The sequence below is a fragment of the Curtobacterium sp. ME26 genome (genome assembly GCF_903970945.1).
Classification (GTDB): Bacteria; Actinomycetota; Actinomycetes; order Actinomycetales; family Microbacteriaceae; genus Curtobacterium; species Curtobacterium citri.
Window position 1 is genome coordinate 12784 of record NZ_CAJCKG010000006.1, and the last position, 23667, is coordinate 36450.

23 protein-coding genes and 2 tRNA genes are annotated in these 23667 nt (G+C 69.0%); 13 read left to right on the top strand and 12 right to left on the bottom strand.

Annotation, left to right across the window (positions count from 1 at the left end; all coding sequences use genetic code 11):
• Nucleotides 1-9: 9 nt before the first annotated feature.
• The 9 genes from H7A69_RS03620 to rpmH all read right to left on the bottom strand — a co-directional run bounded on the left by H7A69_RS03620 (nucleotide 10) and on the right by rpmH (nucleotide 5572).
• Nucleotides 10-204 carry a hypothetical protein gene (locus tag H7A69_RS03620; RefSeq protein ID WP_182045841.1) on the bottom strand — a complete coding sequence of 65 codons (195 nt, stop codon included), beginning with the start codon at nucleotides 202-204 and terminating at the stop codon, nucleotides 10-12.
• 268 nt (nucleotides 205-472) lie between these two features.
• Nucleotides 473-1450 carry a ParB/RepB/Spo0J family partition protein gene (locus H7A69_RS03625; protein ID WP_182045842.1) on the bottom strand — a complete coding sequence of 326 codons (978 nt, stop codon included), beginning with the start codon at nucleotides 1448-1450 and terminating at the stop codon, nucleotides 473-475.
• Entirely contained in the window at nucleotides 1450-2343 is an 894-nt protein-coding gene (locus H7A69_RS03630) for a ParA family protein (protein WP_069712637.1), read from the bottom strand. Before H7A69_RS03630 ends, H7A69_RS03625 begins: the two co-directional genes overlap by 1 nt.
• 81 nt (nucleotides 2344-2424) lie before the next feature.
• Nucleotides 2425-3069: a 16S rRNA (guanine(527)-N(7))-methyltransferase RsmG gene (rsmG, locus tag H7A69_RS03635; protein WP_182045843.1), complete on the bottom strand. Its 645-nt coding sequence runs from the start codon at nucleotides 3067-3069 to the stop codon at nucleotides 2425-2427.
• Complete coding sequence (locus tag H7A69_RS03640; protein WP_411469346.1) at nucleotides 3066-3602, bottom strand: protein jag; 537 nt, start codon at nucleotides 3600-3602, stop codon at nucleotides 3066-3068. Before H7A69_RS03640 ends, rsmG begins: the two co-directional genes overlap by 4 nt.
• A complete protein-coding gene (yidC, locus tag H7A69_RS03645) occupies nucleotides 3603-4565 on the bottom strand; it encodes a membrane protein insertase YidC (protein WP_182045844.1) in 963 nt (320 codons plus the stop codon).
• 8 nt (nucleotides 4566-4573) lie between these two features.
• The gene (gene yidD, locus H7A69_RS03650; protein ID WP_182045845.1) at nucleotides 4574-4954 is read right to left on the bottom strand and encodes a membrane protein insertion efficiency factor YidD; all 381 of its coding nucleotides are present in this window, start codon (nucleotides 4952-4954) and stop codon (nucleotides 4574-4576) included.
• Nucleotides 4951-5313, bottom strand: a complete 363-nt coding sequence (rnpA, locus tag H7A69_RS03655; protein ID WP_182045846.1) for a ribonuclease P protein component — start codon at nucleotides 5311-5313, stop codon at nucleotides 4951-4953. Before rnpA ends, yidD begins: the two co-directional genes overlap by 4 nt.
• A 121-nt stretch (nucleotides 5314-5434) precedes the next feature.
• Nucleotides 5435-5572: a 50S ribosomal protein L34 gene (gene rpmH, locus H7A69_RS03660; protein ID WP_019181680.1), complete on the bottom strand. Its 138-nt coding sequence runs from the start codon at nucleotides 5570-5572 to the stop codon at nucleotides 5435-5437.
• 485 nt (nucleotides 5573-6057) lie between these two features.
• Here rpmH and dnaA point away from each other — a divergent pair, with 485 nt between their 5' ends.
• The 10 genes from dnaA to H7A69_RS03710 all read left to right on the top strand — a co-directional run bounded on the left by dnaA (nucleotide 6058) and on the right by H7A69_RS03710 (nucleotide 17451).
• On the top strand, nucleotides 6058-7524 hold the full coding sequence (gene dnaA, locus H7A69_RS03665) for a chromosomal replication initiator protein DnaA (protein ID WP_069712642.1): 1467 nt from the start codon (nucleotides 6058-6060) through the stop codon (nucleotides 7522-7524).
• A gap of 523 nt (nucleotides 7525-8047) precedes the next feature.
• The gene (gene dnaN / locus H7A69_RS03670; protein ID WP_069712643.1) at nucleotides 8048-9193 is read left to right on the top strand and encodes a DNA polymerase III subunit beta; all 1146 of its coding nucleotides are present in this window, start codon (nucleotides 8048-8050) and stop codon (nucleotides 9191-9193) included.
• Between the two features lie 66 nt (nucleotides 9194-9259).
• Nucleotides 9260-10147 (top strand): phosphogluconate dehydrogenase (NAD(+)-dependent, decarboxylating), encoded by an 888-nt coding sequence (gene gnd / locus H7A69_RS03675; protein ID WP_182045847.1) that lies wholly within the window; start codon nucleotides 9260-9262, stop codon nucleotides 10145-10147.
• 33 nt (nucleotides 10148-10180) lie between these two features.
• The gene (recF, locus tag H7A69_RS03680; RefSeq protein WP_182045848.1) at nucleotides 10181-11359 is read left to right on the top strand and encodes a DNA replication/repair protein RecF; all 1179 of its coding nucleotides are present in this window, start codon (nucleotides 10181-10183) and stop codon (nucleotides 11357-11359) included.
• Complete coding sequence (locus tag H7A69_RS03685) at nucleotides 11359-11859, top strand: DUF721 domain-containing protein (RefSeq protein WP_182045849.1); 501 nt, start codon at nucleotides 11359-11361, stop codon at nucleotides 11857-11859. The genes recF and H7A69_RS03685 overlap by 1 nt, the downstream gene beginning before the upstream one ends.
• 133 nt (nucleotides 11860-11992) lie before the next feature.
• A complete protein-coding gene (gene gyrB / locus H7A69_RS03690) occupies nucleotides 11993-14002 on the top strand; it encodes a DNA topoisomerase (ATP-hydrolyzing) subunit B (protein ID WP_182045850.1) in 2010 nt (669 codons plus the stop codon).
• 133 nt (nucleotides 14003-14135) lie between these two features.
• A complete protein-coding gene (gene gyrA / locus H7A69_RS03695; RefSeq protein WP_182045851.1) occupies nucleotides 14136-16793 on the top strand; it encodes a DNA gyrase subunit A in 2658 nt (885 codons plus the stop codon).
• On the top strand, nucleotides 16786-17193 hold the full coding sequence (locus tag H7A69_RS03700) for a DUF3566 domain-containing protein (RefSeq protein ID WP_182045852.1): 408 nt from the start codon (nucleotides 16786-16788) through the stop codon (nucleotides 17191-17193). Before gyrA ends, H7A69_RS03700 begins: the two co-directional genes overlap by 8 nt.
• A 76-nt stretch (nucleotides 17194-17269) precedes the next feature.
• A tRNA-Ile gene (locus H7A69_RS03705) sits at nucleotides 17270-17346 on the top strand.
• A gap of 32 nt (nucleotides 17347-17378) precedes the next feature.
• A tRNA-Ala gene (locus tag H7A69_RS03710) sits at nucleotides 17379-17451 on the top strand.
• A gap of 693 nt (nucleotides 17452-18144) precedes the next feature.
• Here H7A69_RS03710 and H7A69_RS03715 read toward each other — a convergent pair.
• On the bottom strand, nucleotides 18145-18720 hold the full coding sequence (locus H7A69_RS03715; RefSeq protein ID WP_182045853.1) for a hypothetical protein: 576 nt from the start codon (nucleotides 18718-18720) through the stop codon (nucleotides 18145-18147).
• Between the two features lie 117 nt (nucleotides 18721-18837).
• On the opposite strand from H7A69_RS03715, the gene H7A69_RS03720 reads away from it, so the two are divergent.
• Together H7A69_RS03720 and H7A69_RS03725 are read left to right on the top strand one after the other, a co-directional pair.
• Entirely contained in the window at nucleotides 18838-19377 is a 540-nt protein-coding gene (locus H7A69_RS03720) for a peptidylprolyl isomerase (RefSeq protein ID WP_069712650.1), read from the top strand.
• A 5-nt stretch (nucleotides 19378-19382) separates the two neighbouring features.
• The gene (locus tag H7A69_RS03725) at nucleotides 19383-20249 is read left to right on the top strand and encodes a rhomboid family intramembrane serine protease (protein WP_182045854.1); all 867 of its coding nucleotides are present in this window, start codon (nucleotides 19383-19385) and stop codon (nucleotides 20247-20249) included.
• A gap of 336 nt (nucleotides 20250-20585) precedes the next feature.
• On the opposite strand, the gene H7A69_RS03730 is transcribed toward H7A69_RS03725, so the two are convergent.
• Nucleotides 20586-20840, bottom strand: a complete 255-nt coding sequence (locus tag H7A69_RS03730) for a cell division protein CrgA (RefSeq protein ID WP_069712652.1) — start codon at nucleotides 20838-20840, stop codon at nucleotides 20586-20588.
• A gap of 82 nt (nucleotides 20841-20922) precedes the next feature.
• Between H7A69_RS03730 and H7A69_RS03735 the strand changes: the two genes are divergently transcribed.
• Nucleotides 20923-21567, top strand: a complete 645-nt coding sequence (locus tag H7A69_RS03735; RefSeq protein WP_069712653.1) for an anthranilate synthase component II — start codon at nucleotides 20923-20925, stop codon at nucleotides 21565-21567.
• A gap of 157 nt (nucleotides 21568-21724) precedes the next feature.
• Here the strand turns inward: H7A69_RS03735 and pknB are convergent, their stop codons facing one another.
• The gene (gene pknB, locus H7A69_RS03740) at nucleotides 21725-23560 is read right to left on the bottom strand and encodes a Stk1 family PASTA domain-containing Ser/Thr kinase (RefSeq protein ID WP_259346072.1); all 1836 of its coding nucleotides are present in this window, start codon (nucleotides 23558-23560) and stop codon (nucleotides 21725-21727) included.
• Nucleotides 23561-23667 lie beyond the last annotated feature (107 nt).

Consider the following 23667-nt stretch of genomic DNA (forward strand, 5'->3'; position numbering starts at 1 on the left):
GCTGCAGCATCACGGTCGGTAGTCGGTTCGCGCCTGCGGCGGGTCGAGCGGAAGCTGCCGTTGGTGCGCACGGCCGTCGATGCCGGCGAGCACCGTCGTCACCGATCGCATCAGGATGCTCCAGGCGGTCGCGACCAGACCGCGGCGCCGCGGATCCTCGAACGCGTCGTCGCCCCATGGTCGATCCCGCTGCTGTTCCCTCACGGCCCCTCCTCCGTCGTCAGTGGCTCCCACGCTAGCGGTCGGCCGGGTCCGGGTCGAGAGGACATCCGAGCGCCACCTTCGGACGGCCGCGGTCACGATCACGGATGGTTCCACGTGAAACATCCGTGATGACGCAACCCGTGCCACCAACCTCTCCTGCTGCCGTCCGCTGCACGGCTCCCTGCGGGACGTTCTGCGCGGAAGTCACCCCGGAGGACGCCCGACGCGCCCGGTCCCGGCAGCGGGGCGTACAGCGCCCCTGACGGGATCACTGCGCGACGTCGCGGATGCCCAACTCCCCGAGGATGCGGTCGAGGTCGTCACCGTTCGCGAAGTCGATCGTCACCGAGCTCTTGCGTGCCCCGACCGCGATCTTCACGCGCGTGTTCAGCCGATCGCCGATCCGCTCCGCCAGGTCATTGAAGTGAGCCTGGCGCTTCGAGGGCTCCGGCTTGGCCTTCACAGGCGTCTTCGTGGCGAGCTGCTGGGCGATGGCCTCGGCAGCGCGGACCGACAGGTCCTCGTTGACGATCTTCTCGGCGAGGTACTCCATCGCCTCGGCATCCGGCGCCGCGAGGATCGCCCGTGCGTGTCCAGCCGACAGGACGCCTGCGGCGACGCGGCGCTGCACGGGGGAGGGCAGGCGGAGGAGGCGGATGGTGTTGGTGATCTGCGGGCGTGACCGACCGATCCGCTGCGCGAGCTGCTCCTGCGTGATTCCGAAGTCTGCGAGGAGCTGCTGGTAGGCCGACGCCTCCTCGAGTGCGTTGAGCTGTGCGCGGTGCAGGTTCTCGAGCAGAGCATCCCGGAGCATTGCGTCGTCCGGCGTCTCCTTGACGATCGCCGGGATGGTGGCGAGCCCGAGCTCCTTCGTCGCGCGCAGCCGCCGCTCGCCCATGATGAGTTCGTACTGCGGCTCCGTACCGCCGGCGCCGGGGATCGGTCGCACGACGATGGGCTGCAGCACACCGATCTCGCGGATCGAGTGCACGAGTTCCTGGAGCTCCTCCTCGCGGAACTCCTTCCGGGGCTGCTGCGCGTTCGGCACGACGTCGAGCGGGTTGAGGTTCGCCAGTCGAGCGCCCGGGACGGCGACGAGGTCCTCGGCGGTGCCGCCCGAACTCGGCGCCGATGCCGGCGAGCCACCCGTCGGGAAGAAGACGTCGACGGGTCGGTCCTGCTGGTCCGACACCGTCGGGATCAGCGCGCCGATCCCTCGGCCGAGTCCGGTTCGCTTCGGTGCCATCAGTGCTTCGCTCCTCGTGCTGCGATCTCGGCTGCTGCTTCCAGGTAGGACAACGACCCGGACGAGTTGACGTCGTACGACACGACGCTCTGGCCGTAGCTCGGCGCTTCGCTCACCCGCACTGATCGGGGGATCACGGCGCCCAGTACCTGATCGCCGAAGTGCTCCCGCACATCCGCCGCGACCTGGTTCGACAGGTTCGTCCGGCCGTCGAACATCGTGAGGAGGATCGTCGAGACCCGCAGGTTCGGGTTGAGGTGCCGCTCGATGAGCTCGATGTTCCGGAGCAGCTGGCTGAGGCCCTCGAGCGCGTAGTACTCGGTCTGGATCGGGATGAGCACCTCTTGCGCGGCGACGAACGCGTTGATCGTCAGGAGGCCCAGCGAGGGCGGGCAGTCGATGAAGACGTAGTGGTACGGCTCCTCGAGCGAGGAGAGGTACTGGTCGAGCGCGGTCCGGAGCCGCTGTTCACGCGCCACGAGGGAGACGAGTTCGATCTCCGCGCCCGCGAGGTGGATCGTCGCGGGGACACACCACAGCGTCTCCGACTCGGGGGAGCGCTGAACGGTGTCGGCGATCGGTGCCTCGTCGACGATCACGTCGTAGATGCTCGCAACCTCGGCCTGGTGGTCGACGCCGAGCGCCGTCGACGCGTTGCCCTGCGGATCGAGGTCGATGACGAGCACCCGAGCCCCACCGTGCGCCAGCGCTGCCGCCAGGTTGACCGTGGTGGTGGTCTTGCCGACCCCGCCCTTCTGGTTCGAGACCGTGAAGATGCGCGTCGCATCGGGCAGGGGGAACTGCTGCGTCGCGATCGCCCTGCGCCGGCGGTTCAGGTCGGCGACCTCGCGTGCGAGGGGCGTCGACGAGTCGTAGTTGGTCGATGAACTCAACGAAGGCCTCTTCCCCGGTTCGGTGTTCCACGTGGAACATCGGCATCCTCGCGCCCCGTGGAACCGGGCCGAGCAGCAGCGTCAGTCAACTGTAGCCCGGAAGACGCGGGTGGTCTCCTCGACCACACCGTCCCCGAGCTCGAGGACCTCGACGTCGGCGAGTCGCTTCCGCAGGATGACCTTGCGGGCCTTCTCGATCTCGTCGTCGACCCGGGCGCCCTTCATCAAGATGAGCTGCCCACCGGACCGCACCAGCGGCACCGTGAGCGGGATGAGCTTCGAGAGCGCGCTGACCGCTCGCGCCGTGACCTGGTCGACGACGACGGAGTCGGCGACGTCCTCCGCGCGGCCCCGGAGGACCGTCACGTTCTCGAGCCCCAGGCGACCAGCCTCGGCGTTCAGCCAGTCGCAGCGTCGCTCCATCGGCTCGATGAGCGTGAAGGACACGTCGGGTCGTGCGATCGCCAGCACCAGGCCGGGCAGGCCCGCACCGGAGCCGACGTCTGCCACGCGGCCGTTCGCCTGCAGCAGCGGCGCCAGCAGCGCAGAGTTGAGGATGTGTCGCGTCCAGAGGCGTGGCAGCTCGAGCGGTCCGATCAGACCGAGCTCCTCGCCACGGCGCGCGAGCTCACCCGTGAAGGACCGAGCCAGCTCGATCCGGTCGCCGAAGAGCGTGACCGCGGCCGCCGGCTCCTGCTCGAGGACCGGCGCAGCGTCGTCCGTCATCGGGTGACGACCGTGTGGCGGTCTCGTCCCTCGCCCTCGGACTCCGAGTGGAAGCCCTTCTCGGCGACCAGGTCGTGGACGAGCTTGCGCTCGTACGAGGACATCGGGGGGAGGGCGGCCGTTGCCGAGCCCGCCTCGATGCGCTCGACGGCGGTGTCGACGAGCCGCTGGAGCTCGGTCGCACGGGCGTCCCGCGACCCACCGACGTCCAGGATGAGCCGGCTGAACTCACCCGTCTCCGCCTGTACGGCGATGCGCGTGAGCTCCTGCAGCGCCGACACCGTGTCCGGCTTCGACAGGACACGCAGGGCGCCGCCCTCGTCGGTCACCGAGAGGTAGACGCGACCGGCGCGCTCCTCGATCTCGATGTCGCCGTCGAGGTCGCAGATGTCGAGCAGTTCCTCGATGTAGTCGGCCGCGATGTCGGCTTCGTCACGAGTGTCGTCGTCGACGCTCGTCGCGTCCTCGGTCGCTGCCGCCACGATCGCGGCGTCCTCGGTCGTGTCAGCGGCGGCGGTGTCCTGCTCGGTCACTTACTTCTTCCCGTTCTTCTTGGAGCGGTTCTTGCCCACCGGCTGCTGCCGCTGCGTGGTCACTCGGACGGGCTCGACCTCGACGGCGCCGACACCCGCGCCGGCCTCGGCGAGCACCGGGGTACCGCGTCGCTGTGCCTTCTTGGCGAGGCGGGCCTCGCGGGCGAGGGCGGCCTCGGAACCCGGCGTCGGCATGCTGCGGATGACGAAGTACTGCTGCGCCATGGTCCAGATGTTGGAGGCGAGCCAGTAGAACATGACGCCGAGGGGGAAGCTCAGGCCCGAGATCACGAAGACGAGCGGGAGGATGTACAGCATCATCTTCTGCTGCCGGTACATCGGCGACGCCTTGGTCTCCGGCGACATGTTCTTCGCGACGAGCTGCAGCTGGGTGACGAACTGCGACGCCGTCATGACCACGATCATGAAGCCCGCGATGATGCGGACCTCCCAGCCTGAGGCGTTCGTGAAGGTCTCGTGCAGGGGCGCTCCGAACAGGGCGGCGTTGCCGAAGTCCTGGGCCAGGGTGTTCGTGAGCAGACCGATGCCGGTCTTGTTGATCTGCGCCTCGTGCAGCACCGAGTACAGCGAAAAGAAGATCGGCATCTGGATGAGCAGCGGCAGGCAGGAGCTCAGCGGGTTCGTCCCGGTCTCCTTGTAGAGCGCCATGGTCTCGCGGCTCATGGCCTCACGCGAGAACTGGTCCTTCTTGCCCTTGTACTTGTCCTGGATCTTCTTGAGCTGCGGCGCGACCTCGAGCATCCGGCGCTGCGACTTGATCTGGCGCACGAAGATCGGGATCAGCGCGGCGCGGACCACGAAGGTCAGGAAGATGATCGACAGCACCCAGGTCAGACCGGCGGACGGGTCCATGCCGATCGACTCGAAGATCCAGTGGAAGGCCACGAGGATCGCCGAGACCACCCACTTCAGTGGCCAGAGGATCGTTCCGATGAAGTCCATGAGGACGGTCACGCCTTTCGAGTGCGCTGGGGGAGCAGGACCGGGCGACGGGCATCGCCGGACGGCTGTGGGGACGACGAGGACGGGGGGAGCACGAACCCGAAGCGGCTCAGCCGGAAGGGACGGGCGCGCTCACGCACGTCGTCGATCCCGCCGGCTGCCCACGGGTTGCAGCGTGCGATCCGCCAGGCGCCCATCGCCGAGCCGCGGACGACGCCGTACTGCTGGATGGCCTCGAGCGCGTACCGGGAGCACGACGGGTGGTAGCGGCAGACGTTCCCGTACAGCGGCGAGACCACCGCACGGTAGGCGCGCAGCACGACCACGCACACGTTGCGCGGGAGCAACGCGACGACCCAGGCCAGCCGGGTCCACAGGGTGCGGTTCATGCTGCCTTCTCGAGCCCGCGCGCGAGGGAGCGCGAGACGTCTCCGAGCAGGGTAGGCCATGTGGCCTGCGCTGCGGCTGGCAAGGCCCTGATCACCACGTCGTGGCCGGTGGGGACCTCGGTCAGCAGGCCGTGCGCGATCGCCTTGAGCCGTCGTCGCACGCTGTTGCGCGTGACGGCGTTGCCCACGGTCTTCGCGACGATGAAGCCGAAGCGCGTGGGACCGTCGGGCGGGACCTCGGCGCCGGCGGGGCGACGGACCACGGATACGACGACGTGCGCCGTGGCGCTCCTGCGACCACGACGCACGACGGACCGGTAGTCCTCACCGCGGACGATGCGGTTGGCGCGTGCCAACACGATCGCTACCGGGTTCCGATCCGGGACCGGACCGAACGCTGCCCGGATCCGTACCGCGCAGGCCCGGACACCGTGGACGCGTCCAGCGGAGCGGGGTGCAGTGCGGACCGGCGCAGCGCGATCAGGCGCTGAGCTCGGTGCGGCCCTTGCTGCGGCGCGCGGCGAGGATCGCGCGGCCGGCACGGGTGCGCATGCGGGCGCGGAAGCCGTGCTTCTTGGCGCGACGACGGTTGTTCGGCTGGAAGGTGCGCTTGCTCATGATGATCTCCACACGGCTGCGCGCGAGGATGGGCCCGGCGCGAACCGTCACGTATGTCTACAGCCGCTCGACGAGGCCGAACAGCACGATGGGCGCGACCGAATGGCCGCAGTCAACTGGTTAACGGTACGTGACAGCGGCGTGGAGGTCAAACGGCGCCGGGCGGGTGCTCCGCCACCGGCCTGCGCACGATCATCATCCACATTGGGGAAAACGTGCGTTCGGTACGACACGCTCCGACCCTTTACAGTGGTGTGATCGATCGGCCCGTTCCGCGGAGCGACGGGGGAGTCGCCTCCCCGCCCGCGACCTGGTCGACGTGGACAGGACTGTGGACAACCCTGTGGATCACCGCCCGGGGCGACCGTGACCAGGACCGACGAGGGTGCCGCCCGGACACGACCGCCCGTTCGCCGGGCCCGACCACGTCCGGGGCCGCCCGACAGCAACCGACCACCGACAGCAGACCAGGAGACGATCGCGACATGACGATGCCGGCCGACCCCGTCGAGGACCTCTGGTCCTCCGTCCTGGGCCTCCTCTCCGAGGACGACCGCATCACCCCGCAGCTGCACGGCTTCCTCAACCTGGTCGAACCGAAGGGCGTCCTCGCCGGCACCCTCTACCTCGAGGTCCCGAACGACCTGACCCGCGGGATGCTCGAGCAGCGCATCCGCATCCCGATCACCGAGGCCGTCTCCCGCGTCGGTGACGACTCGGTCGCCAACTTCGCGATCACGGTCAACCCGGACATGGCCTCCGAGCCCCGCGTCGACCCGGTCGTGCCGAGCCACCTGCCGGAGTACGCCGAACCGGTGCAGCAGCCCGTCGAGCAGAGCGCCGCGCCCCGGCAGTACATCGAGGCGCCGTTCGTCCCGAGCCAGATCGACGCACCGGGCACCAGCGGCCGCCCGGAGTCCCGGCTCAACCCGAAGTACAACTTCGACAACTTCGTCATCGGCTCGTCGAACCGGTTCGCCCACGCCGCGGCGGTCGCGGTGGCCGAGGCGCCGGCCAAGGCGTACAACCCGCTCTTCATCTACGGCGACTCCGGTCTCGGCAAGACGCACCTGCTGCACGCGATCGGGCACTACGCCGAGAGCCTCTACCCGGGGATCCGGGTGCGGTACGTGTCGAGCGAGGAGTTCACGAACGACTTCATCAACTCGATCGCGAACAACCGCTCGAACCAGTTCCAGCAGCGGTACCGCGACATCGACATCCTGCTGATCGACGACATCCAGTTCCTCCAGGGGAAGGACTCCACGCAGGAGGCCTTCTTCCACACGTTCAACACGCTGCACGACCACAACAAGCAGGTCGTCATCACGTCGGACGTCGCGCCGAAGCACCTCACCGGGTTCGAGGACCGGATGCGCTCGCGCTTCGAGTGGGGCCTGATCACCGACGTGCAGGCGCCGGAGCTCGAGACGCGCATCGCGATCCTCCGCAAGAAGGCGCAGTCCGACCACCTGCAGGTGCCGGACGACATCCTCGAGTTCATGGCGTCGAAGGTGTCGAGCAACATCCGGGAGCTCGAGGGCACGCTCATCCGCGTCACGGCCTTCGCGAGCCTGAACCGCACGGCCGTCGACATGGCCCTGGTGCAGACCGTCCTCAAGGACCTCATCACGCTCGACGACGACAACGTGGTCGCGCCGACGGACATCATCAACCACACCGCGGAGTACTTCAAGCTCTCCGTCGACGACCTGTACGGGTCCTCGCGGTCCCAGGCGATCGCGACGGCACGGCAGATCGCGATGTACCTCTGCCGTGAGCTCACGAGCCTGTCGCTGCCGAAGATCGGCCAGCTCTTCGGCAACCGCGACCACACCACCGTGATGTACGCGAACAAGAAGATCACCGAGCTCATGAAGGAGCGCCGGTCGATCTACAACCAGGTCACGGAGCTGACCAGCCGCATCAAGCAGGACCGCCGCTACCGCTGACGCGAGCGGGACCACCCGACGGACGGGAGGCGCGGGGCCAGACGGCACCGCGCCTCCCGTCCGTCGTTCCGTCACCATCCCGTCGACGACCGTGCGGCAACGCCGCGACCACCTCGGATCGGCCCACTCCGGCGCGCATCCACCATCTGAGACGGTTCCATGCGCCGAGTTTCCCCCAGTGTGGAAAGCCTGTGGATAACTGTGGAGGACACGCGGTCCCGTTGTTCACAGTTCTGCCCCCACCTGTGGAGACTGGGGATGGAAGCGGATAGATGACTTTTCTTCATCCCGAGGCCGTCAACACGCGACTCACAACTCACACGTGTGTAGTTCCCTGTGGAGAAGCGGGATGCACAGAGTTATCCACACTGTGCACAGGCGTTAACACCATTGATCCTGGTTAACGATGAAGTTCCGCGGGCCAACCTTGTGGACGGCGGGATGACAAGAAATCCGGGCCCTGCTCCGCTGTGCCACAATGGGGCGGCCGGACAGTCCGCACCGATCGACAGGGGTCCCAGCTGTGAAGTTCGAGGTCAACCGGGACGTCTTCTCCGAAGCCGTCTCCTTCGCGGTGAAGCTCCTCCCACAGCGCACGACCCTCCCGATCCTGTCCGGTGTCCTCATCCACGCCGAGGGCGACCGGCTCACGCTGTCGTCGTTCGACTACGAGGTCTCGGCGCAGACGTCGATCACGGCGCACATCGAGGACTCCGGCACGGTCCTGGTCTCCGGTCGGCTGCTGAACGACATCGCGAGCCGCCTGCCGAACGCCCCGGTCACCTTCACGACCGAGGAGTCCCGGATCTCGGTCACCTGCGGTTCGGCGCACTTCACGCTGCTGTCGATGCCGGTCGAGGAGTACCCGACGCTGCCCGAGGTCGGCGAGCAGACCGGCGTGATCCCCGGCGACTCGTTCTCGGAGGCCGTGTCCCAGGTCGCGGTCGCCGCCAGCCGTGACGACGTCACCCCCGTCATCACCGGCGTGCAGCTCGAGGTCGGCGACAACGACCTGTCCCTGATCGCGACGGACCGCTACCGCGTCGCCGTCCGGACCATCGCGTGGGACTCCGGCCGTGTCGGCTCGGACCCGTTGCACGCCCTCGTCCCGGCCCGCACGCTGCAGGAGGTCGGCCGCACGTTCGGTTCCGCCTCGACCGTGTCGGTCTCGATCAGCGGCACCTCGGACCGCGAGCTCATCGCGTTCCACGCCGACGACAAGACGGTCACCTCGCTGCTCATCAAGGGCAACTACCCGCCGGTCCGCCGGCTCTTCCCGGAGACGGTCGACGACCACGCGGTGATCAACACCGCGGAGCTGGTCGAGGCCGTCCGACGGGTCTCCCTCGTCCTGGAGCGCGAAGCGGCGCTCCGGTTCTCCTTCTCGGTCGACGGGCTCACGCTCGAGGCGATCGGTTCCGAACAAGCGCAGGCGTCAGAGTCGATCAGTGCGTTGCTGACCGGGGAGGAGACGGTGGTCTCGCTGAAGCCCGCCTTCCTCCTGGACGGGCTGAACGCGGTGCACTCCGAGTTCGTCAGGATCTCCTTCACCAAGACGGAGAACCCCAACAAGCCGGGCCCGGTGCTCATCACCGGCCAGACCTCGCAGGAGGCTCCGGCGACGGACGGGTACCGGTACCTGCTGCAGCCCAATCTCCTGCTGCGATAGCGGCAGCCGTACCACTGCGCTGACTCGCGACGAGCATCAGCGCGACGACGAACAGAAGAGGAAATCATGCACATCGGTCTTGTCGGCCTCGGTCGCATGGGCAACAACATGCGTGCCCGTCTCCGCAACGCAGGCATCGAGGTCACCGGCTACGACGCGAACCCCGCCGTGTCGGACGTCGCCGACCTCGGCGCCCTCGCCGCCGCACTGCCCGAGGGCAAGAAGCTCGTGTGGGTCATGGTCCCGCACGGCAAGATCACCCACGACGTGATCACCGACCTCGCCGAGGTCCTCGGCGAGGGCGACCTCGTCATCGACGGTGGCAACTCGAAGTGGCTCGACGACGAGGTGCACGCGAAGCAGCTCGACGCCAAGGGCATCCGCTACATGGACGCCGGCGTCTCCGGTGGCGTCTGGGGCAAGGACAACGGCTACGGCCTCATGGTGGGCGGTGCCCCCGAGGACGTCGAGTTCGCCATGCCGGTCTTCGACGCGCTGCGTCCCGAGGGTCCCCGCGAGGAGGGCTTCTCGCACGCCGGCGGCGTCGGCGCGGGCCACTACGCGAAGATGGTCCACAACGGCATCGAGTACGCCATCATGCAGGCGTACGGCGAGGGCTACGAGCTCCTCGAGGCCAAGGACATCGTCCACGACGTCCCCGCGGTCTTCGCCGGTTGGCAGCGCGGCACCGTCGTGCGCTCCTGGCTGCTCGACCTGCTCGTGCTCGCCATCAACGAGGACCCGAAGCTCGACGAGCTCGAGGGCTACGTGGACGACTCGGGCGAGGGCCGTTGGACCCTCGAAGAGGCGATCGAGCTCGCGGTGCCGATGCCCGCGCTCTCCGCGGCCATGTTCGCCCGCTTCGTCTCGCGTCAGGGCAGCCAGTCCCCGACGATGAAGGCCGTCGCGGCGCTCCGCAACCAGTTCGGCGGCCACGCCGTCAAGAAGGCGTAGCTCAGGTAACCACCTGAGCTCGTCTCGGCCCGCGTGCACGTCGACCACCTGCAACTCACCGACTTCCGGAACTACCGGGAGGCGGAGGTCGACCTCGCACGCGGGCCGAACCTGTTCGTCGGACGGAACGGGCAGGGCAAGACCAACCTGGTCGAGGCCATCGGCTACCTCTCCACCCTCGGGTCGCACCGCGTGCCGACGGACGCCGCCCTCGTCCGCCAGGGCTGCGACGCGGCGATCGTCCGCGCGCGCCTGGCGCACGAGGACCGCAGCATCCTCGCCGAGGTCCAGATCAACCGGACGGGCTCGAACCGCGCGCAGGTGAACCGCGCGGCGATCAAGCCCCGGGAACTCCCGCGGTACTGCACGAGCGTGCTCTTCGCGCCCGAGGACCTGGCGCTCGTCCGCGGTGAACCGTCAGGCCGCCGCCGGATGCTCGACGAGCTCCTCGGCCAGATCGCCCCGCGGATGCAGGGCGTGCTCGCCGACTACGACCGGACGCTCCGGCAGCGCAACACCCTGCTGAAGTCGGCCCGTGCCACCGGTGCCCGCGCCGGGTCGCTCGCGACGCTCGACGTCTGGGACGACCGGCTCGTGGCGTTCGGCTCCGAGATCGTCGCGGCGCGCGACCACCTGACCCGACGGCTCGCCCCGTTCGTGACGGACGCCTACGCGACCGTGGCGGGCGAGCGGCACGAGGCCACGATCGCAGGCGTGCTGAGCATCCGCGGCGGGGACCCCGAGGACGCCGGCGCGACCGACCCGGTCCTCGGGACCCCGGAGGAGCCCGTGTCCGTGGCCGCCGCGGCCGAAGCGTTCCGCGCGGCGCTCGAGCGCCGCCGACGCGACGAGCTGGACCGCGGCCTGACCCTCGTCGGACCCCACCGGGACGACGTGCTCTTCGAGCTGAACGGGTTACCCGCCCGCGGGTACGCGAGTCACGGCGAGTCCTGGTCGTTCGCACTCGCCGTGCAGCTCGCCAGCGCCGCGGTGCTCCGCGCCGAGTCGACGCTCGGCGACCCGATCATCATCCTCGACGACGTCTTCGCCGAGCTCGACGAGTCGCGCCGGGAACGCCTCGCCGGCGCGGTCGCGGACTACGAGCAGGTGCTCATCACCGCGGCCGTGTTCGGCGACGTGCCCCCGCAGCTCGCGGCGCACACGGTCCGGATCGAGGCGGGCACGATCGTGACCGACGAGGTGGACGCCTGATGCCGAAGCCGTGGCGGCCCACCGAGCCCGCACGGGTCTACCGACACCTGCGGGCCGTCCTCGGCGACCCGTCCCTGCGCACCGTCGACGCTCGACGCCGGCGCTCCCGCGAACTCGACGCCGACACCGTCCCCTACGGCTCCGGGCGCGAACCGCGCGGACTCGGCGACGTCGTCGGTTCCCTCGCCCAGGAGCTCGGCTGGACGGAGCCGCTCGCCCGCTCCGAGCTGTTCGTCGACTGGCCCGCGGTGGTCGGCGAGGAGCTCGCGAAGCACTCCCGCCCGATGACGATCGACGACGGTGCGCTCGTGATCCGCTGCGACTCGACGGCCTGGGCGACGCAGCTCCGGCTCATGCGCGCGACGGTCACGACGACGATCGCCGAACGGCACCCCGAGGCCGGCGTGCAGTCCATCCGGGTTTCCGGGCCGGACGTCCCCACCTGGAAACGCGGCCCCAGGACCGTCCAGGGGCGCGGTCCTCGCGACACCTACGGTTGACGGGACGAAATCGTCCTCGGGGACGAAGAACTCCCGTCCAGCGGCGGAATCAGCCCCGGGGGCGGGGGTCGCTGCGGTAGACTGGCGAGTGCAGTGTGCGGGCGTTCCGCGCGCAGGCAGGAGCAATCCCGACATGACATCAGAATCTGACGACGACCGGACGATCCCGCAGGACGAGACCGAGCAGGCCCCACCGACGGAACCATCGTACGGCGCAGACCAGATTCAGGTGCTGGAGGGACTCGAGGCCGTCCGCAAGCGCCCCGGTATGTACATCGGTTCCACCGGTCCGCGCGGTCTCCACCACCTGGTGCAGGAGATCGTCGACAACTCCGTGGACGAGGCCCTCGCCGGGTACTGCGACACCATCGACGTCACGATCCGTGAGGACGGCGGCGTCCGCGTCGTCGACAACGGCCGCGGCATCCCGGTCGACGTGCACGCGGCCGAGGGCGTCTCGACGCTCCAGGTCGTGCTGACCGTCCTGCACGCCGGCGGCAAGTTCGGCGGGGGCGGCTACGCGGTCTCCGGTGGTCTGCACGGCGTCGGTTCCTCGGTCGTGAACGCCCTGAGCTCGGAGCTCGACGTCGAGGTCCGCCGGCAGGGCAGCGTCTGGCGCCAGAGCTACACCGACGGCGTCCCGGTCGCACCGGTCTCCCAGGACGAGGCGACCGAAACCACCGGCACGACGATCACGTTCTGGCCGAACGCCGACATCTTCGAGACCGTCGAGTTCGACTACGAGACGCTCCGCACACGCTTCCAGCAGATGGCCTTCCTCAACAAGGGCCTCCGCATCAACCTCACCGACGAGCGCACCCCGGACGAGGGCGAGGACGCACGGAAGGACTCCTTCCGCTACGAGCGCGGGCTCCCCGACTACGTCGAGTACCTCAACGCGCAGAAGAAGGCGGACCTCGTCCACCCGGACGTCATCGCGATCGAGGCCGAGGACACCGAGCGGAAGATCGCGCTCGAGCTCGCGATGCAGTGGAACACCTCGTACCAGGAGAGCGTCCACACCTTCGCGAACACGATCAACACGCACGAGGGCGGCACCCACGAGGAGGGCTTCCGCGCTGCGCTGACGAGCCTCGTCAACCGGTACGCCCGCGAGACGAAGATCATCAAGGAGAAGGACGACAACCTCACGGGTGACGACATCCGCGAAGGCCTGACGGCCGTCATCTCCGTGAAGCTCGGTGAGCCGCAGTTCGAGGGCCAGACGAAGACGAAGCTCGGCAACACCGAGGCGAAGTCCTTCGTGCAGCGCGTCGTCGGCACCGAGCTCACCCACTGGTTCGAGAGCAACCCGGCGCAGGCGCGCGACGTCGTGCGGAAGGCGATCCAGGCCTCGCAGGCCCGGCTCGCCGCGCGCAAGGCCCGCGAGACCACCCGGCGCAAGGGTCTGCTCGAGTCGGGCGGCATGCCCGGCAAGCTCAAGGACTGCCAGTCGAAGGACCCGACGCTGTCGGAGATCTTCATGGTCGAGGGTGACTCCGCCGGCGGTTCCGCGGTGCAGGGCCGCAACCCGATGACGCAGGCGATCCTGCCGCTGCGCGGCAAGATCCTCAACGTCGAGAAGGCCCGCCTGGACCGCGCACTCGCGAACCAGGAGATCCAGTCGATGATCACGGCGTTCGGCGCCGGCATCGGCGAGGACTTCGACCCGGACAAGGCCCGGTACCACAAGATCGTGCTCATGGCCGACGCGGACGTCGACGGCCAGCACATCACGACGCTGCTCCTGACGCTGCTGTTCCGCTACATGCGGCCGCTCATCGAGCGCGGCTACGTGTACCTCGCACAGCCGCCGCTGTACCGCCTGAAGTGGTCGAACTCCGCGCACGAGTACGTCTTCAGCGACCGGGAGCGCGACGCCCTGATGGCGTCCGGCCTGGCGGCCGGCAAGCGCATCCCGAAGGACAACGGGATCCAGCGCTACAAGGGTCTCGGCGAGATGGACTACAAGGAGCTCTGGGACACCACGATGAACCCGGACACCCGCACGCTCCTGCAGGTCACCCTCGAGGACGCCGCCGCGGTCGACAGTGTCTTCGCGACCCTGATGGGTGAGGACGTCGAGTCACGACGCCAGTTCATCCAGCAGAACGCGAAGGACGTCCGCTTCCTGGACATCTGACCCGGGTCCCCGTCTCGAGCCGGACGGGAGGCGCGGTGCCAGCCGCGCGTCCCGGTCCGGACCACCTGTGGTCGCGCCCACCGCGACGAACGTCACCACGGCCTCCAGGCCGTCAGAAAGGGAACGCAAGCCAATGGCTGACGAGAACGAGAACGGCGCCGACGAGCAGCCCGAGATCGTGCACGGCGACAGCGGGGACATCGTCGTCTCCGGCGACCGCATCTCGCAGGTCGACCTGCAGCTCGAGATGCAGCGGTCGTACCTCGACTACGCGATGTCCGTCATCGTCGGTCGTGCGCTGCCGGAGGTCCGCGACGGCCTGAAGCCGGTGCACCGGCGCGTGATCTACGCGATGTTCGACGGCGGCTACCGGCCGGACCGGGCGTTCTCGAAGTGCTCCCGTGTCGTCGGCGACGTCATGGGTCAGTTCCACCCGCACGGTGACAGCGCGATCTACGACGCGCTCGTCCGCCTCGTGCAGCCGTGGTCGCTCCGCTACCCGCTCGCGCTCGGCCAGGGCAACTTCGGTTCCCCGGGCAACGACGGCGCCGCGGCCCCGCGGTACACCGAGACCAAGATGGCGCCGCTCGCCATGGAGATGGTCCGGGACATCGACGAGGACACCGTCGACTTCCAGGACAACTACGACGGCCGCACCCAGGAGCCGGCGATCCTGCCGGCCCGCTTCCCGAACCTGCTCGTCAACGGGTCGGTCGGCATCGCGGTCGGCATGGCGACGAACATCCCGCCGCACAACCTCCGCGAGGTCGCCGAGGGCGCGCAGTGGGCGCTCGCCCACCCGGACGCGACGCGCGAGGAGCTCCTCGGCGCGCTCATGCAGCGCATCAAGGGCCCGGACTTCCCGACCGGGGCGCAGATCCTCGGCACGAAGGGCATCCAGGACGCCTACCGCACGGGCCGTGGCTCGATCACGATGCGTGCCGTCGTGAACGTCGAGGAGATCCAGGGCCGCACGTGCCTGGTCGTCACCGAGCTGCCGTACCAGGTCAACCCAGACAACCTCGCGATCCGCATCGCCGAGGGCGTGAAGGACGGCAAGCTCTCCGGCATCGCCGACATCCGCGACGAGACCTCGGGTCGCACCGGCCAGCGCCTCGTCATCGTGCTGAAGCGCGACGCGGTCGCCAAGGTCGTGCTGAACAACCTGTACAAGCACACGCAGCTGCAGGAGAACTTCGGCGCGAACATGCTCGCGATCGTCGACGGTGTGCCCCGCACGCTGGCGCTCGACGGGTTCATCTCCGCCTGGGTCGACCACCAGATCGACGTCATCGTCCGTCGGACCCAGTACCGGCTGCGCGAGGCCGAGAAGCGCGCGCACATCCTCCGCGGCTACCTGGCGGCGCTCGACGCCCTCGACGAGGTCATCGCGCTCATCCGTCGCTCGCCCGACGTCGAGGAGGCGCGAACCGGCCTGATGGACCTGCTCTCGGTCGACGAGATCCAGGCCCGCGCCATCCTCGAGCTGCAGCTCCGCCGCCTGGCCGCGCTCGAGCGCCAGAAGATCCACGACGAGGCCGACGAGCTCGAGCGCAAGATCGCCGACTTCCAGGACATCCTGGGCTCCGAGACCCGGCAGCGCACGATCATCGGCGACGAGCTCGCGGAGATCGTCAACCGCTTCGGCGACGACCGTCGCAGCGAGATCATGCTCGGCTACGACGGCGACATGTCGATCGAGGACCTCATCCCCGAGGAGGAGATGGTCGTCACCATCACCCGCGGCGGGTACGTCAAGCGCACGCGCAGCGACAACTACCGCTCGCAGCACCGCGGTGGTCGTGGGGTCAAGGGTGCCCAGCTCCGTGCGGACGACATCGTCGAGCACTTCTTCGTCACGACGACGCACCACTGGCTGCTGTTCCTGACCGACCAGGGCCGCGTCTACCGGGCCAAGGCGTACGAGCTGCAGGAGGCGAGCCGTGACGCCAAGGGGCAGCACGTCGCCAACCTGCTCGCGATGCAGCCCGACGAGCAGATCCAGCAGGTGCTCGACATCCGTGACTACGAGGCCGCGCAGTACCTCGTCCTCGCGACCGAGCAGGGCCTCGTCAAGAAGACCGCGCTGACCGAGTACGACACGAACCGCACCGGCGGCATCATCGCGATCAACCTCCGCGAGGGCGACAAGCTCGTCCAGGCGCTGCTGGTCGACGAGACCGACGACCTGCTCCTCGTGTCGAAGCACGGCATGTCGCTCCGCTTCACCGCGACGAACGACACCCTGCGCCCGATGGGTCGCTCGACCTCCGGCGTGAAGGGCATGTCCTTCCGCGGCGACGACGCGCTCCTCGCGGCCCGGGTGGTCTCGGACGACGGCTACGTCTGGGTGATGACCGAGGGCGGGTACGCCAAGCGCACCGCCGTCGAGCACTACCGGGTCCAGGGCCGTGGTGGCCTCGGCATCAAGGTCGCCAAGCTCGCGGCCGACCGGGGCGACCTCGTCGGGGCGCTCATCGTCGGCGCGGACGACGAGGTGCTCGTCGTGCTGCAATCGGGCAAGGTGGTAAGGTCCTCCGTGTCCGAGGTGCCCGCCAAGGGTCGCGACACGATGGGTGTGGTCTTCGCGAGGTTCGCGGAGAACGACCGGATCATCGCGGTGGCTCGGAACAGTGAGCGGAACCTGGACGACCAGGACGACGCCGAGATCGAGCCTGCGGGCCCGGTGGAGACGGTCAGCCCTGACGAAGCGGCCCCGGAACCCGCCGACCCCGCCGACACCGAGCCTGTCGAGGACGAGGCCGGAGAGGACCAGTCGAACAATGAGTAGTGTCGCCGAGAAGCTCCAGAAGAAGGCGAAGCGGCCCGTCGGCACCCGTCAGGTCCGTCTGCGGCTGGTGTACCTCGACTTCTGGTCGATGGTGAAGCTCAGCTTCCTCATCGCCCTCGCCGGGTCGATCGTGATCGTCGTCGCGACGGCGCTGGTGTGGGTCATCCTCAACCAGACGGGCGTGTTCACGCAGATCGACGCCCTGCTGCGGGACGTGACCGGGCAAAGTGGTTACTCGATCATGGACCAGTTCTCCCTCGGGCAGGTCCTCGGGTTCTCCGTCGTGGTCGGCATCCTCAACGTGGTCGTCGGCACCGTGCTCGGCGCGATCGTGAGCGTGCTCTACAACCTCAGTGTGCGGATCACGGGCGGGCTGCTCGTGGGCTTCACGAACAACTGACACACCCGGCCGGATGGGTTCCCACCGCTCGATTTCGTTCTGCGGGATCGTTGGGGTAGGCTTTCATCCGGTCTGAGGGGCTATAGCTCAGGCGGTTAGAGCGCTTCGCTGATAACGAAGAGGTCCAAGGTTCAAGTCCTTGTAGCCCCACCACTTCCCTCCGGGGCCGGTACGCTGGCCCGAACGGGGCCTTAGCTCAGTTGGTAGAGCGCCTGCTTTGCAAGCAGGATGTCGGGAGTTCGATTCTCCCAGGCTCCACTCCCGCAAGCCCCCGGGTGCCACGTCGTGGCCCCGGGGGCTTCGTCGTGTGCTCGCGCTGCTCCGCTCCGCTTCGTGGTGGTGGCGGCCGCTCCGGTGGGGCGCCCCGGGTTCCGCAATGACGGCATCTCGCGCGGCTGGCGGGCTCTCCGTGGGACCCGGACGGCGTCCGGGCGGCGTGTTCCGGGACCTCGCGGGGTGCATGCGGGCGCGTCTGTGGTGCGGTGCGCCGGACGGGAGGCGCGTGGCGGGGGTGCAGTGCGCCTCCCGTCCGACGGGTCGTCGCCCGTGCGCCGCAGAGGCCGGTCCGATGAGGCGAGCGTCGTGCACTGCGCCTTGCCACGGCTCCCACGGAAGCCGGGCGGGTGATCTCGCGCCGAGCGGGCAGGACATGCCGCGTGCGTGGCGCCGAGCGGGCGGTTCCCGTCGCCGTCGACCGCCGAGCGATGCGGAAGAGGCCCGCTCACGGCGGTCTCGGCGGTGGCGCGCAACTCGGGTCCTCGGCCCGGGTATCCGGTTGTCCAGTCGCCGAGCGGGCAGGACGTGCCGCGAGCGTGACGCCGGGCGGGCGCGATCTGTCGGCGAAGGCTGCTGAGAGTGACGGAAAGTGCCCGCTCGCGGCGGCGGGCGGGCCGGCGCGGGACGACGAAGGGCCCCGGCGCAGTGCCGGGGCCCTTCGATCGAACCGGGAGGTCAGGCGGCGGGCTTCTCCGCCGAGTCGGCGTCGTCGGCGACCCAGAGGTCGTCGTCGGCGCGGAGCGTCTGGTACGCGGCGTAGGCGGCACCGGCGACGGCGACCACGCCGACGACGATCAGGGCGACCCCGCCGAAGCCCAGCCCCTTCTTCTGGTGGCCGGGCGTGTACTTCGCCGCGACCTTGCCAGCCTTCTTGCCCTTCTTCTGGGCTTCCTTCACGATCTTCTTGACGCGCGGGTCCTTCGCCAGGTCCTTCACGCTCAGCACGGAGCCGGCGGTCGCGACGAGACCGGGGACGACCTCGGTCTGGAAGCGGTGCGAGGCGCTCTGCGCGGCCGACGTCGCGGCGTGCACACCGGTGGCGACCGCGGGGCGGATGCCGTTGTCGATCGCGTTCTGGACACGCGGTGCGATGTCCTTGCGAGCTGCGTCTGCTGCGTGCGAGCGGGCCTCGGCGAGGATCGCGTTCGCGTGCTCGAGGACCTTGCGCTGCTCGCCGAGGAGCGAGGCGGTCTTGCCCTTGAGCTTCTTGATCTGCTTCCGACGCTTGCGCGGGATCTCGATCGTCGTCATCTGGTACCTCCATCGGAACGGCGTGACCCCCATCCTGCCACCGAGCACCCTGACAGGTCACGGATCGTCGGCTGTGTGATCCGTGTCACCGTCGGGAGTACATGCGAGAATCGACACATGTCTCTGCACACCGCTGTCGCAACGATCCACACGAACAAGGGCGACGTCCGCGTCAACCTGTTCGGCAACCACGCTCCGAAGACCGTCAAGAACTTCGTCGACCTCGCGACCGGCAAGCAGGAGTGGACGCACCCCGGCACGGGCAAGGTCTCGACCGACAAGCTCTACGACGGTGTCGTCTTCCACCGCATCATCAAGGACTTCATGATCCAGGGCGGCGACCCCCTGGGCCAGGGCATCGGTGGCCCGGGCTACCGCTTCGACGACGAGATCTCCCCGGAGCTCACGTTCCAGGAGCCCTACATCCTGGCGATGGCGAACGCCGGCATCCAGGGTGGTCGTGGCACGAACGGCTCGCAGTTCTTCATCACCACCGTGGCCACCCCGTGGCTGCAGGGCAAGCACACCATCTTCGGTGTGGTCGCTGACGACGAGTCCCGTGCGGTCGTCGACGCGATCGAGGGCGTGCCGACCGACGGTCGCGACAAGCCCGTCGACGACGTCGTCATCGAGAGCATCGACGTCGAGGACGTCTGAACTCGGTGACCGACCAGGGCTCCGACCGGGCGAACTACTGCTACCGGCACCCCGACCGGCAGAGCTTCATCCTCTGCCAGCGGTGCGGACGGACGATCTGCACCGAGTGCCAGACGCCGGCCGCCGTGGGTGTGCACTGTCCGGAGTGCGTGCGTGAGCAGCGGGCGCAGTTCCAGTCGAACCGTCGCGCGTCCGGCGCACCGAGCAGCCTGACGGTCGCTCGGCGCCGGTTCGCGATGGTCGACCAGAAGGCGACCGTGGTGATCATCGCCGTCTCCGTCGTCATCTGGTTGGTGAACCTGCTCTCCGGCGGCCTCGTCAACCAGTGGTTGGCCTACTGGACGCCGCTGGTGGGCACGCAGCCGTGGCGCCTCGTCACCGGCCTGTTCGTGCACTCCTCGTTCCTGCACATCGCCTTCAACATGCTCGCGGTGTTCATCTTCGGGCGGATGCTCGAGAACCTGCTCGGCACGTGGCGCTTCCTGGCGCTGTACTTCCTGGCCGGGCTCGGTGGCGACCTCGCCGTCTCCCTGTTGACGCCGGGGACGCCGGTCGTCGGGGCCTCTGGTGCGATCTTCGGGCTGTTCGCGGCGTTCTTCGTGATCCAGCGGAGCCTCGGCAACAACGCCGTGCAGCTCCTGGTCATCATGGGCCTCAACCTGCTGCTCGGCTTCCTGCCCGGGGCGAACATCTCCTGGCAGGCGCACGTCGGCGGGATCGTCCTCGGGTTCGTCACGGGGTTCGTGTTCTCGAAGACCCGGAACATCCGGCAGCGCCGGCTGCAGGTCGGCCTGCTCGTGGCCGAAGCGGTGGTGCTCGTCGCCGGCATCGGCGCCGCGTACCTCACCGTCGGCGGCTACGTGATCGGCTGATCGGCCGCACGGCTCCTCGAACGCCCCGCTCCACCACTCGGTGGAGCGGGGCGTTCGTTCGTTCTCCACACCTCGGGCGCGAGTTCTCCACAACTGGGGACAACTCGGTGAGTTACACCAATGTGATTATCCCCACTGTGGACTCCGCTGTGGATAACTCGGGGGCCGGGATGTGGATGACCGTGTGGAATGTGTGGAGAACTGTGGACAAGCCACCGTTCTGGTGTGGACGAGCGTGCATCAGCGACCGCGACCCTGTGGAGAGCGCGATCGAGGCCGGAACGACGACGCCCGCCGTACCGAGGGGTACGACGGGCGTGTGGTGGTCGGAGAGGGTCAGCGCCACCGGGTGGTCATGAGGAACCCGACGAACATGATGCCGAAGCCGATGAGGATGTTCCAGGAACCGAGGGTCGGCACCGGCAGGGTCGTGTTCGAGATGTAGAAGACGATCACCCACGCGAGGCCGACGAGCATGAAGCCGAACATGACCGGCTTGAACCACACGGGGTTGGGCTGGTCACCCGCCGTGTCGACCGAGTCGGCTCGGGTCCTCCGGGCGGGCTTGGTGCGGTCCTTGTCCTTGGCCATGGCCGGTATCCTACCGTGACCGCGTGTGTGGGAAGACCCTCAGGAGCCTGCGCACATCCCCCACGAGTACGGTGATCCGACCATGACCAAGATCCTCGTCATCGACAACTACGACAGCTTCGTCTACACGCTGAACGGGTACGTGCAGCAGCTCGGCGCCGAGACCGACGTCGTGCGCAACGACGCCTTCGCCGAGGACGAGATCGCCGAGCGCATCGCCGACTACGACGGCGTGCTGCTCTCCCCGGGGCCCGGCACACCCGCGGACGCCGGCCTGTCCATCCCGACCGTGCACGCCGCGATGGCGGTGGAGAAGCCCCTGCTCGGGGTCTGCCTCGGGCACCAGGCCATCGCCGAGGCCCTCGGGGCGACGGTGACGCACGCCGAGGAGCTCATGCACGGCAAGACGTCGCAGGTCGACCACGACGACAGCGTGCTGTTCACGGGGGTGCCGCACCCCTTCACGGCGACCCGCTACCACTCGCTCGCGATCGTCGACGGCACCGTGCCCGACGAGCTCACCGTGACCGCCCGGACCGGCGGCGGCGTCATCATGGGCGTCGAGCACCGGGACCACCCGCTCTACGGGGTCCAGTTCCACCCCGAGTCGGTCCTCACCGAGGGCGGCTACCGGATGGTCGGCAACTGGCTCGAGACCACCGGTCTCGAGGGCGCCGCGGAGCGGGCGGCCGCGCTCAACCCGCTGATCGCCGAGCACCGCGCCTGAGCGCACCGACCGCCTGCGACAGCAGCGCGTCCGGGGCGCGACGATCGCGCGAGAGGTGCGCGGCGGGGGACGGTACCGGCTGACCACGCCGGACCGGCGGGGCGGGCGCGAGCCGTGCCTCCCGGCCGGACCGAGCGGTCGCGACAGCGTGCGCGGACTACTGCCCGTCGCCGCCCTGGTCGCCGCCGCCCTGGCCGCCGTCACCCTGACCACCGTTGCCCTGGCCGCCGTCCTGCGCGGGTGCCGACGGCTGCTGCGACGGCTGCCGAACCGGAGCGGCGCAGTAGGTGAGGACGACCGTGCTGCCCTGGGCGATGTCACCCTCCGGGGCGCTCTGCTGCGTCACCGTGTTGCCCGTGCAGGTGTAGGTCGGCGACGCCTGCACGTCGAGCCCGAGGTTCGCGAGCGTCGTGTTCGCCGCCGAGATCGGCTGCTGCGTGACGTTCGGCAGCCGGACCTTGCCGTTCGACACCGTCAGGTTGACGACGGAGCCCTTCTCGAGCTGCGTGCTGCTCGCCGGGTCGGTGCTCATGACCGTGCCCTCCGGCACGTCCGGTGAGTAGTCGGAGTTGATCGCGCCGACCTCGAAGCCCGCTGCCTCGAGTGCCTGCTGGGCCGCGTCCTGGCTCTGCTTCGCCACGTCGGGCACGGCGACCTGCTCCGGTCCGAGCGACACCACCACGCGGATGCTCTGGTTGCGGGCGACGTTGGTGCCGGAGCCGGGCTCCGTGCGGATCACGGTGTCCTTCGCGACGTCGTCGGAGTTCTCGCCGACCTCCACGGCGCCGAGGTCGCGCTTCTCGAGCTCGCCGCGCGCGGAGTCCCACGTGGCACCGACGACGTTCGGCACCGACACGGACGACGACACGGGGGCCTTGCCCGGCTGGAGGTTGGCGACGAAGAAGACGACGCCGGCGATGACCGCGGCGGTGAGGATGATGCCGAGCCAGATCCACGCGACCGGCGGACGGTTCTGCGTGCGCTGCGGACGGTGTTCCGCGGTGTCGTCGTCGAGCTCGCGGAAGGCGACGGCCGGGTTGGACGTCGTGCGCGGGTTGACGCCGAACAGCATGGTCGAGGCGTCGTGCGCGGCGTTCTGCTGGAGCGTGCGCGTCGAGACGGGGACCCGACCGGCGGCGGCCTGCTGCAGGTCGGTCCGGAACTCGGCGGCGTTCTGGAACCGCCGGGTGCGGTCCTTCACCATGGCGTGCAGCGTCACGGCGTCGAGTGCCGGGGACACGTCCGGCGAGAGGGTCGACGGGGCGACCGGCTGCTCGCTGACGTGCTGGTAGGCGACGGCGACCGGCGAGTCGCCGGTGAACGGCGGTCGGCCGGTCAGGAGCTCGAAGAGCACCACGCCCGTGGAGTAGAGGTCCGTCCGGGCATCGACGGTCTCGCCGCGCGCCTGCTCCGGGGAGAAGTACGACGCGGTGCCGAGGATCGACGTCGTCTGCGCGACCGTGGCGGAGGTGTCGGTGATCGCCCGCGCGATGCCGAAGTCCATGACCTTGACCTGGCCGCTGTGCGTCACCATGACGTTCGCGGGCTTGATGTCGCGGTGCACGACGCCGGCGCGGTGCGAGTACTCGAGGGCGGTGAGGATGCCCTCGGTGATGCGGACCGCCTCGGCCGGGGCGAGCGGGCCGTCGTCGAGGACGTCGGACAGCGCGCGGCCGTCGACGTGCTCCATGACGATGTAGGGCACCTGCACCTCGGCGCCGGAGGGCTCGGTGACCGTCTCCTCGCCGGCGTCGTAGACGCGGACGATGGTCGGGTGCGCCATGCGGGCGGCGGCCTGTGCCTCCTGCCGGAAGCGGATCCGGAAGGCGGGGTCGTTCGCCAGACTCGGCTTGAGGAGCTTGACGGCGACCTTGCGTCCGAGCCGGGTGTCCGTGCCCACGTGCACCGTCGCCATGCCGCCGCGACCGATGACGTCACCGATCTCGTAGCGGTTCGCGAGGAGCGTGATCCCCGCGGTCACACCTTCAGGCACGTACTCCTCCGAATGTCCGTCCGAGTCAGTGTACGGCAGCCCTCTCTGGTGGGAGGCTGACCACGGGGGCCGCCGACGAACCGTTACAGAACGGTGTCGACAGCCCC

Excerpts from the sequence above, each read along its gene's own strand:
- rpmH (WP_019181680.1), bottom strand. The coding sequence starts at position 5,572 with ATGAGCAAGCGCACCTTCCAGCCGAACAACCGTCGTCGCGCCAAGAAG.
- H7A69_RS03735 (WP_069712653.1), top strand. The coding sequence starts at position 20,923 with ATGACCAAGATCCTCGTCATCGACAACTACGACAGCTTCGTCTACACG.
- H7A69_RS03715 (WP_182045853.1), bottom strand. The coding sequence starts at position 18,720 with ATGACGACGATCGAGATCCCGCGCAAGCGTCGGAAGCAGATCAAGAAG.
- gyrB (WP_182045850.1), top strand. The coding sequence starts at position 11,993 with ATGACATCAGAATCTGACGACGACCGGACGATCCCGCAGGACGAGACC.
- rsmG (WP_182045843.1), bottom strand. The coding sequence starts at position 3,069 with ATGACGGACGACGCTGCGCCGGTCCTCGAGCAGGAGCCGGCGGCCGCG.
- gyrA (WP_182045851.1), top strand. The coding sequence starts at position 14,136 with ATGGCTGACGAGAACGAGAACGGCGCCGACGAGCAGCCCGAGATCGTG.
- H7A69_RS03730 (WP_069712652.1), bottom strand. The coding sequence starts at position 20,840 with ATGGCCAAGGACAAGGACCGCACCAAGCCCGCCCGGAGGACCCGAGCC.
- H7A69_RS03720 (WP_069712650.1), top strand. The coding sequence starts at position 18,838 with ATGTCTCTGCACACCGCTGTCGCAACGATCCACACGAACAAGGGCGAC.
- gnd (WP_182045847.1), top strand. The coding sequence starts at position 9,260 with ATGCACATCGGTCTTGTCGGCCTCGGTCGCATGGGCAACAACATGCGT.
- yidD (WP_182045845.1), bottom strand. The coding sequence starts at position 4,954 with ATGAACCGCACCCTGTGGACCCGGCTGGCCTGGGTCGTCGCGTTGCTC.
- yidC (WP_182045844.1), bottom strand. The coding sequence starts at position 4,565 with ATGGACTTCATCGGAACGATCCTCTGGCCACTGAAGTGGGTGGTCTCG.
- dnaA (WP_069712642.1), top strand. The coding sequence starts at position 6,058 with ATGACGATGCCGGCCGACCCCGTCGAGGACCTCTGGTCCTCCGTCCTG.
- H7A69_RS03685 (WP_182045849.1), top strand. The coding sequence starts at position 11,359 with ATGCCGAAGCCGTGGCGGCCCACCGAGCCCGCACGGGTCTACCGACAC.
- H7A69_RS03625 (WP_182045842.1), bottom strand. The coding sequence starts at position 1,450 with ATGGCACCGAAGCGAACCGGACTCGGCCGAGGGATCGGCGCGCTGATC.
- H7A69_RS03700 (WP_182045852.1), top strand. The coding sequence starts at position 16,786 with ATGAGTAGTGTCGCCGAGAAGCTCCAGAAGAAGGCGAAGCGGCCCGTC.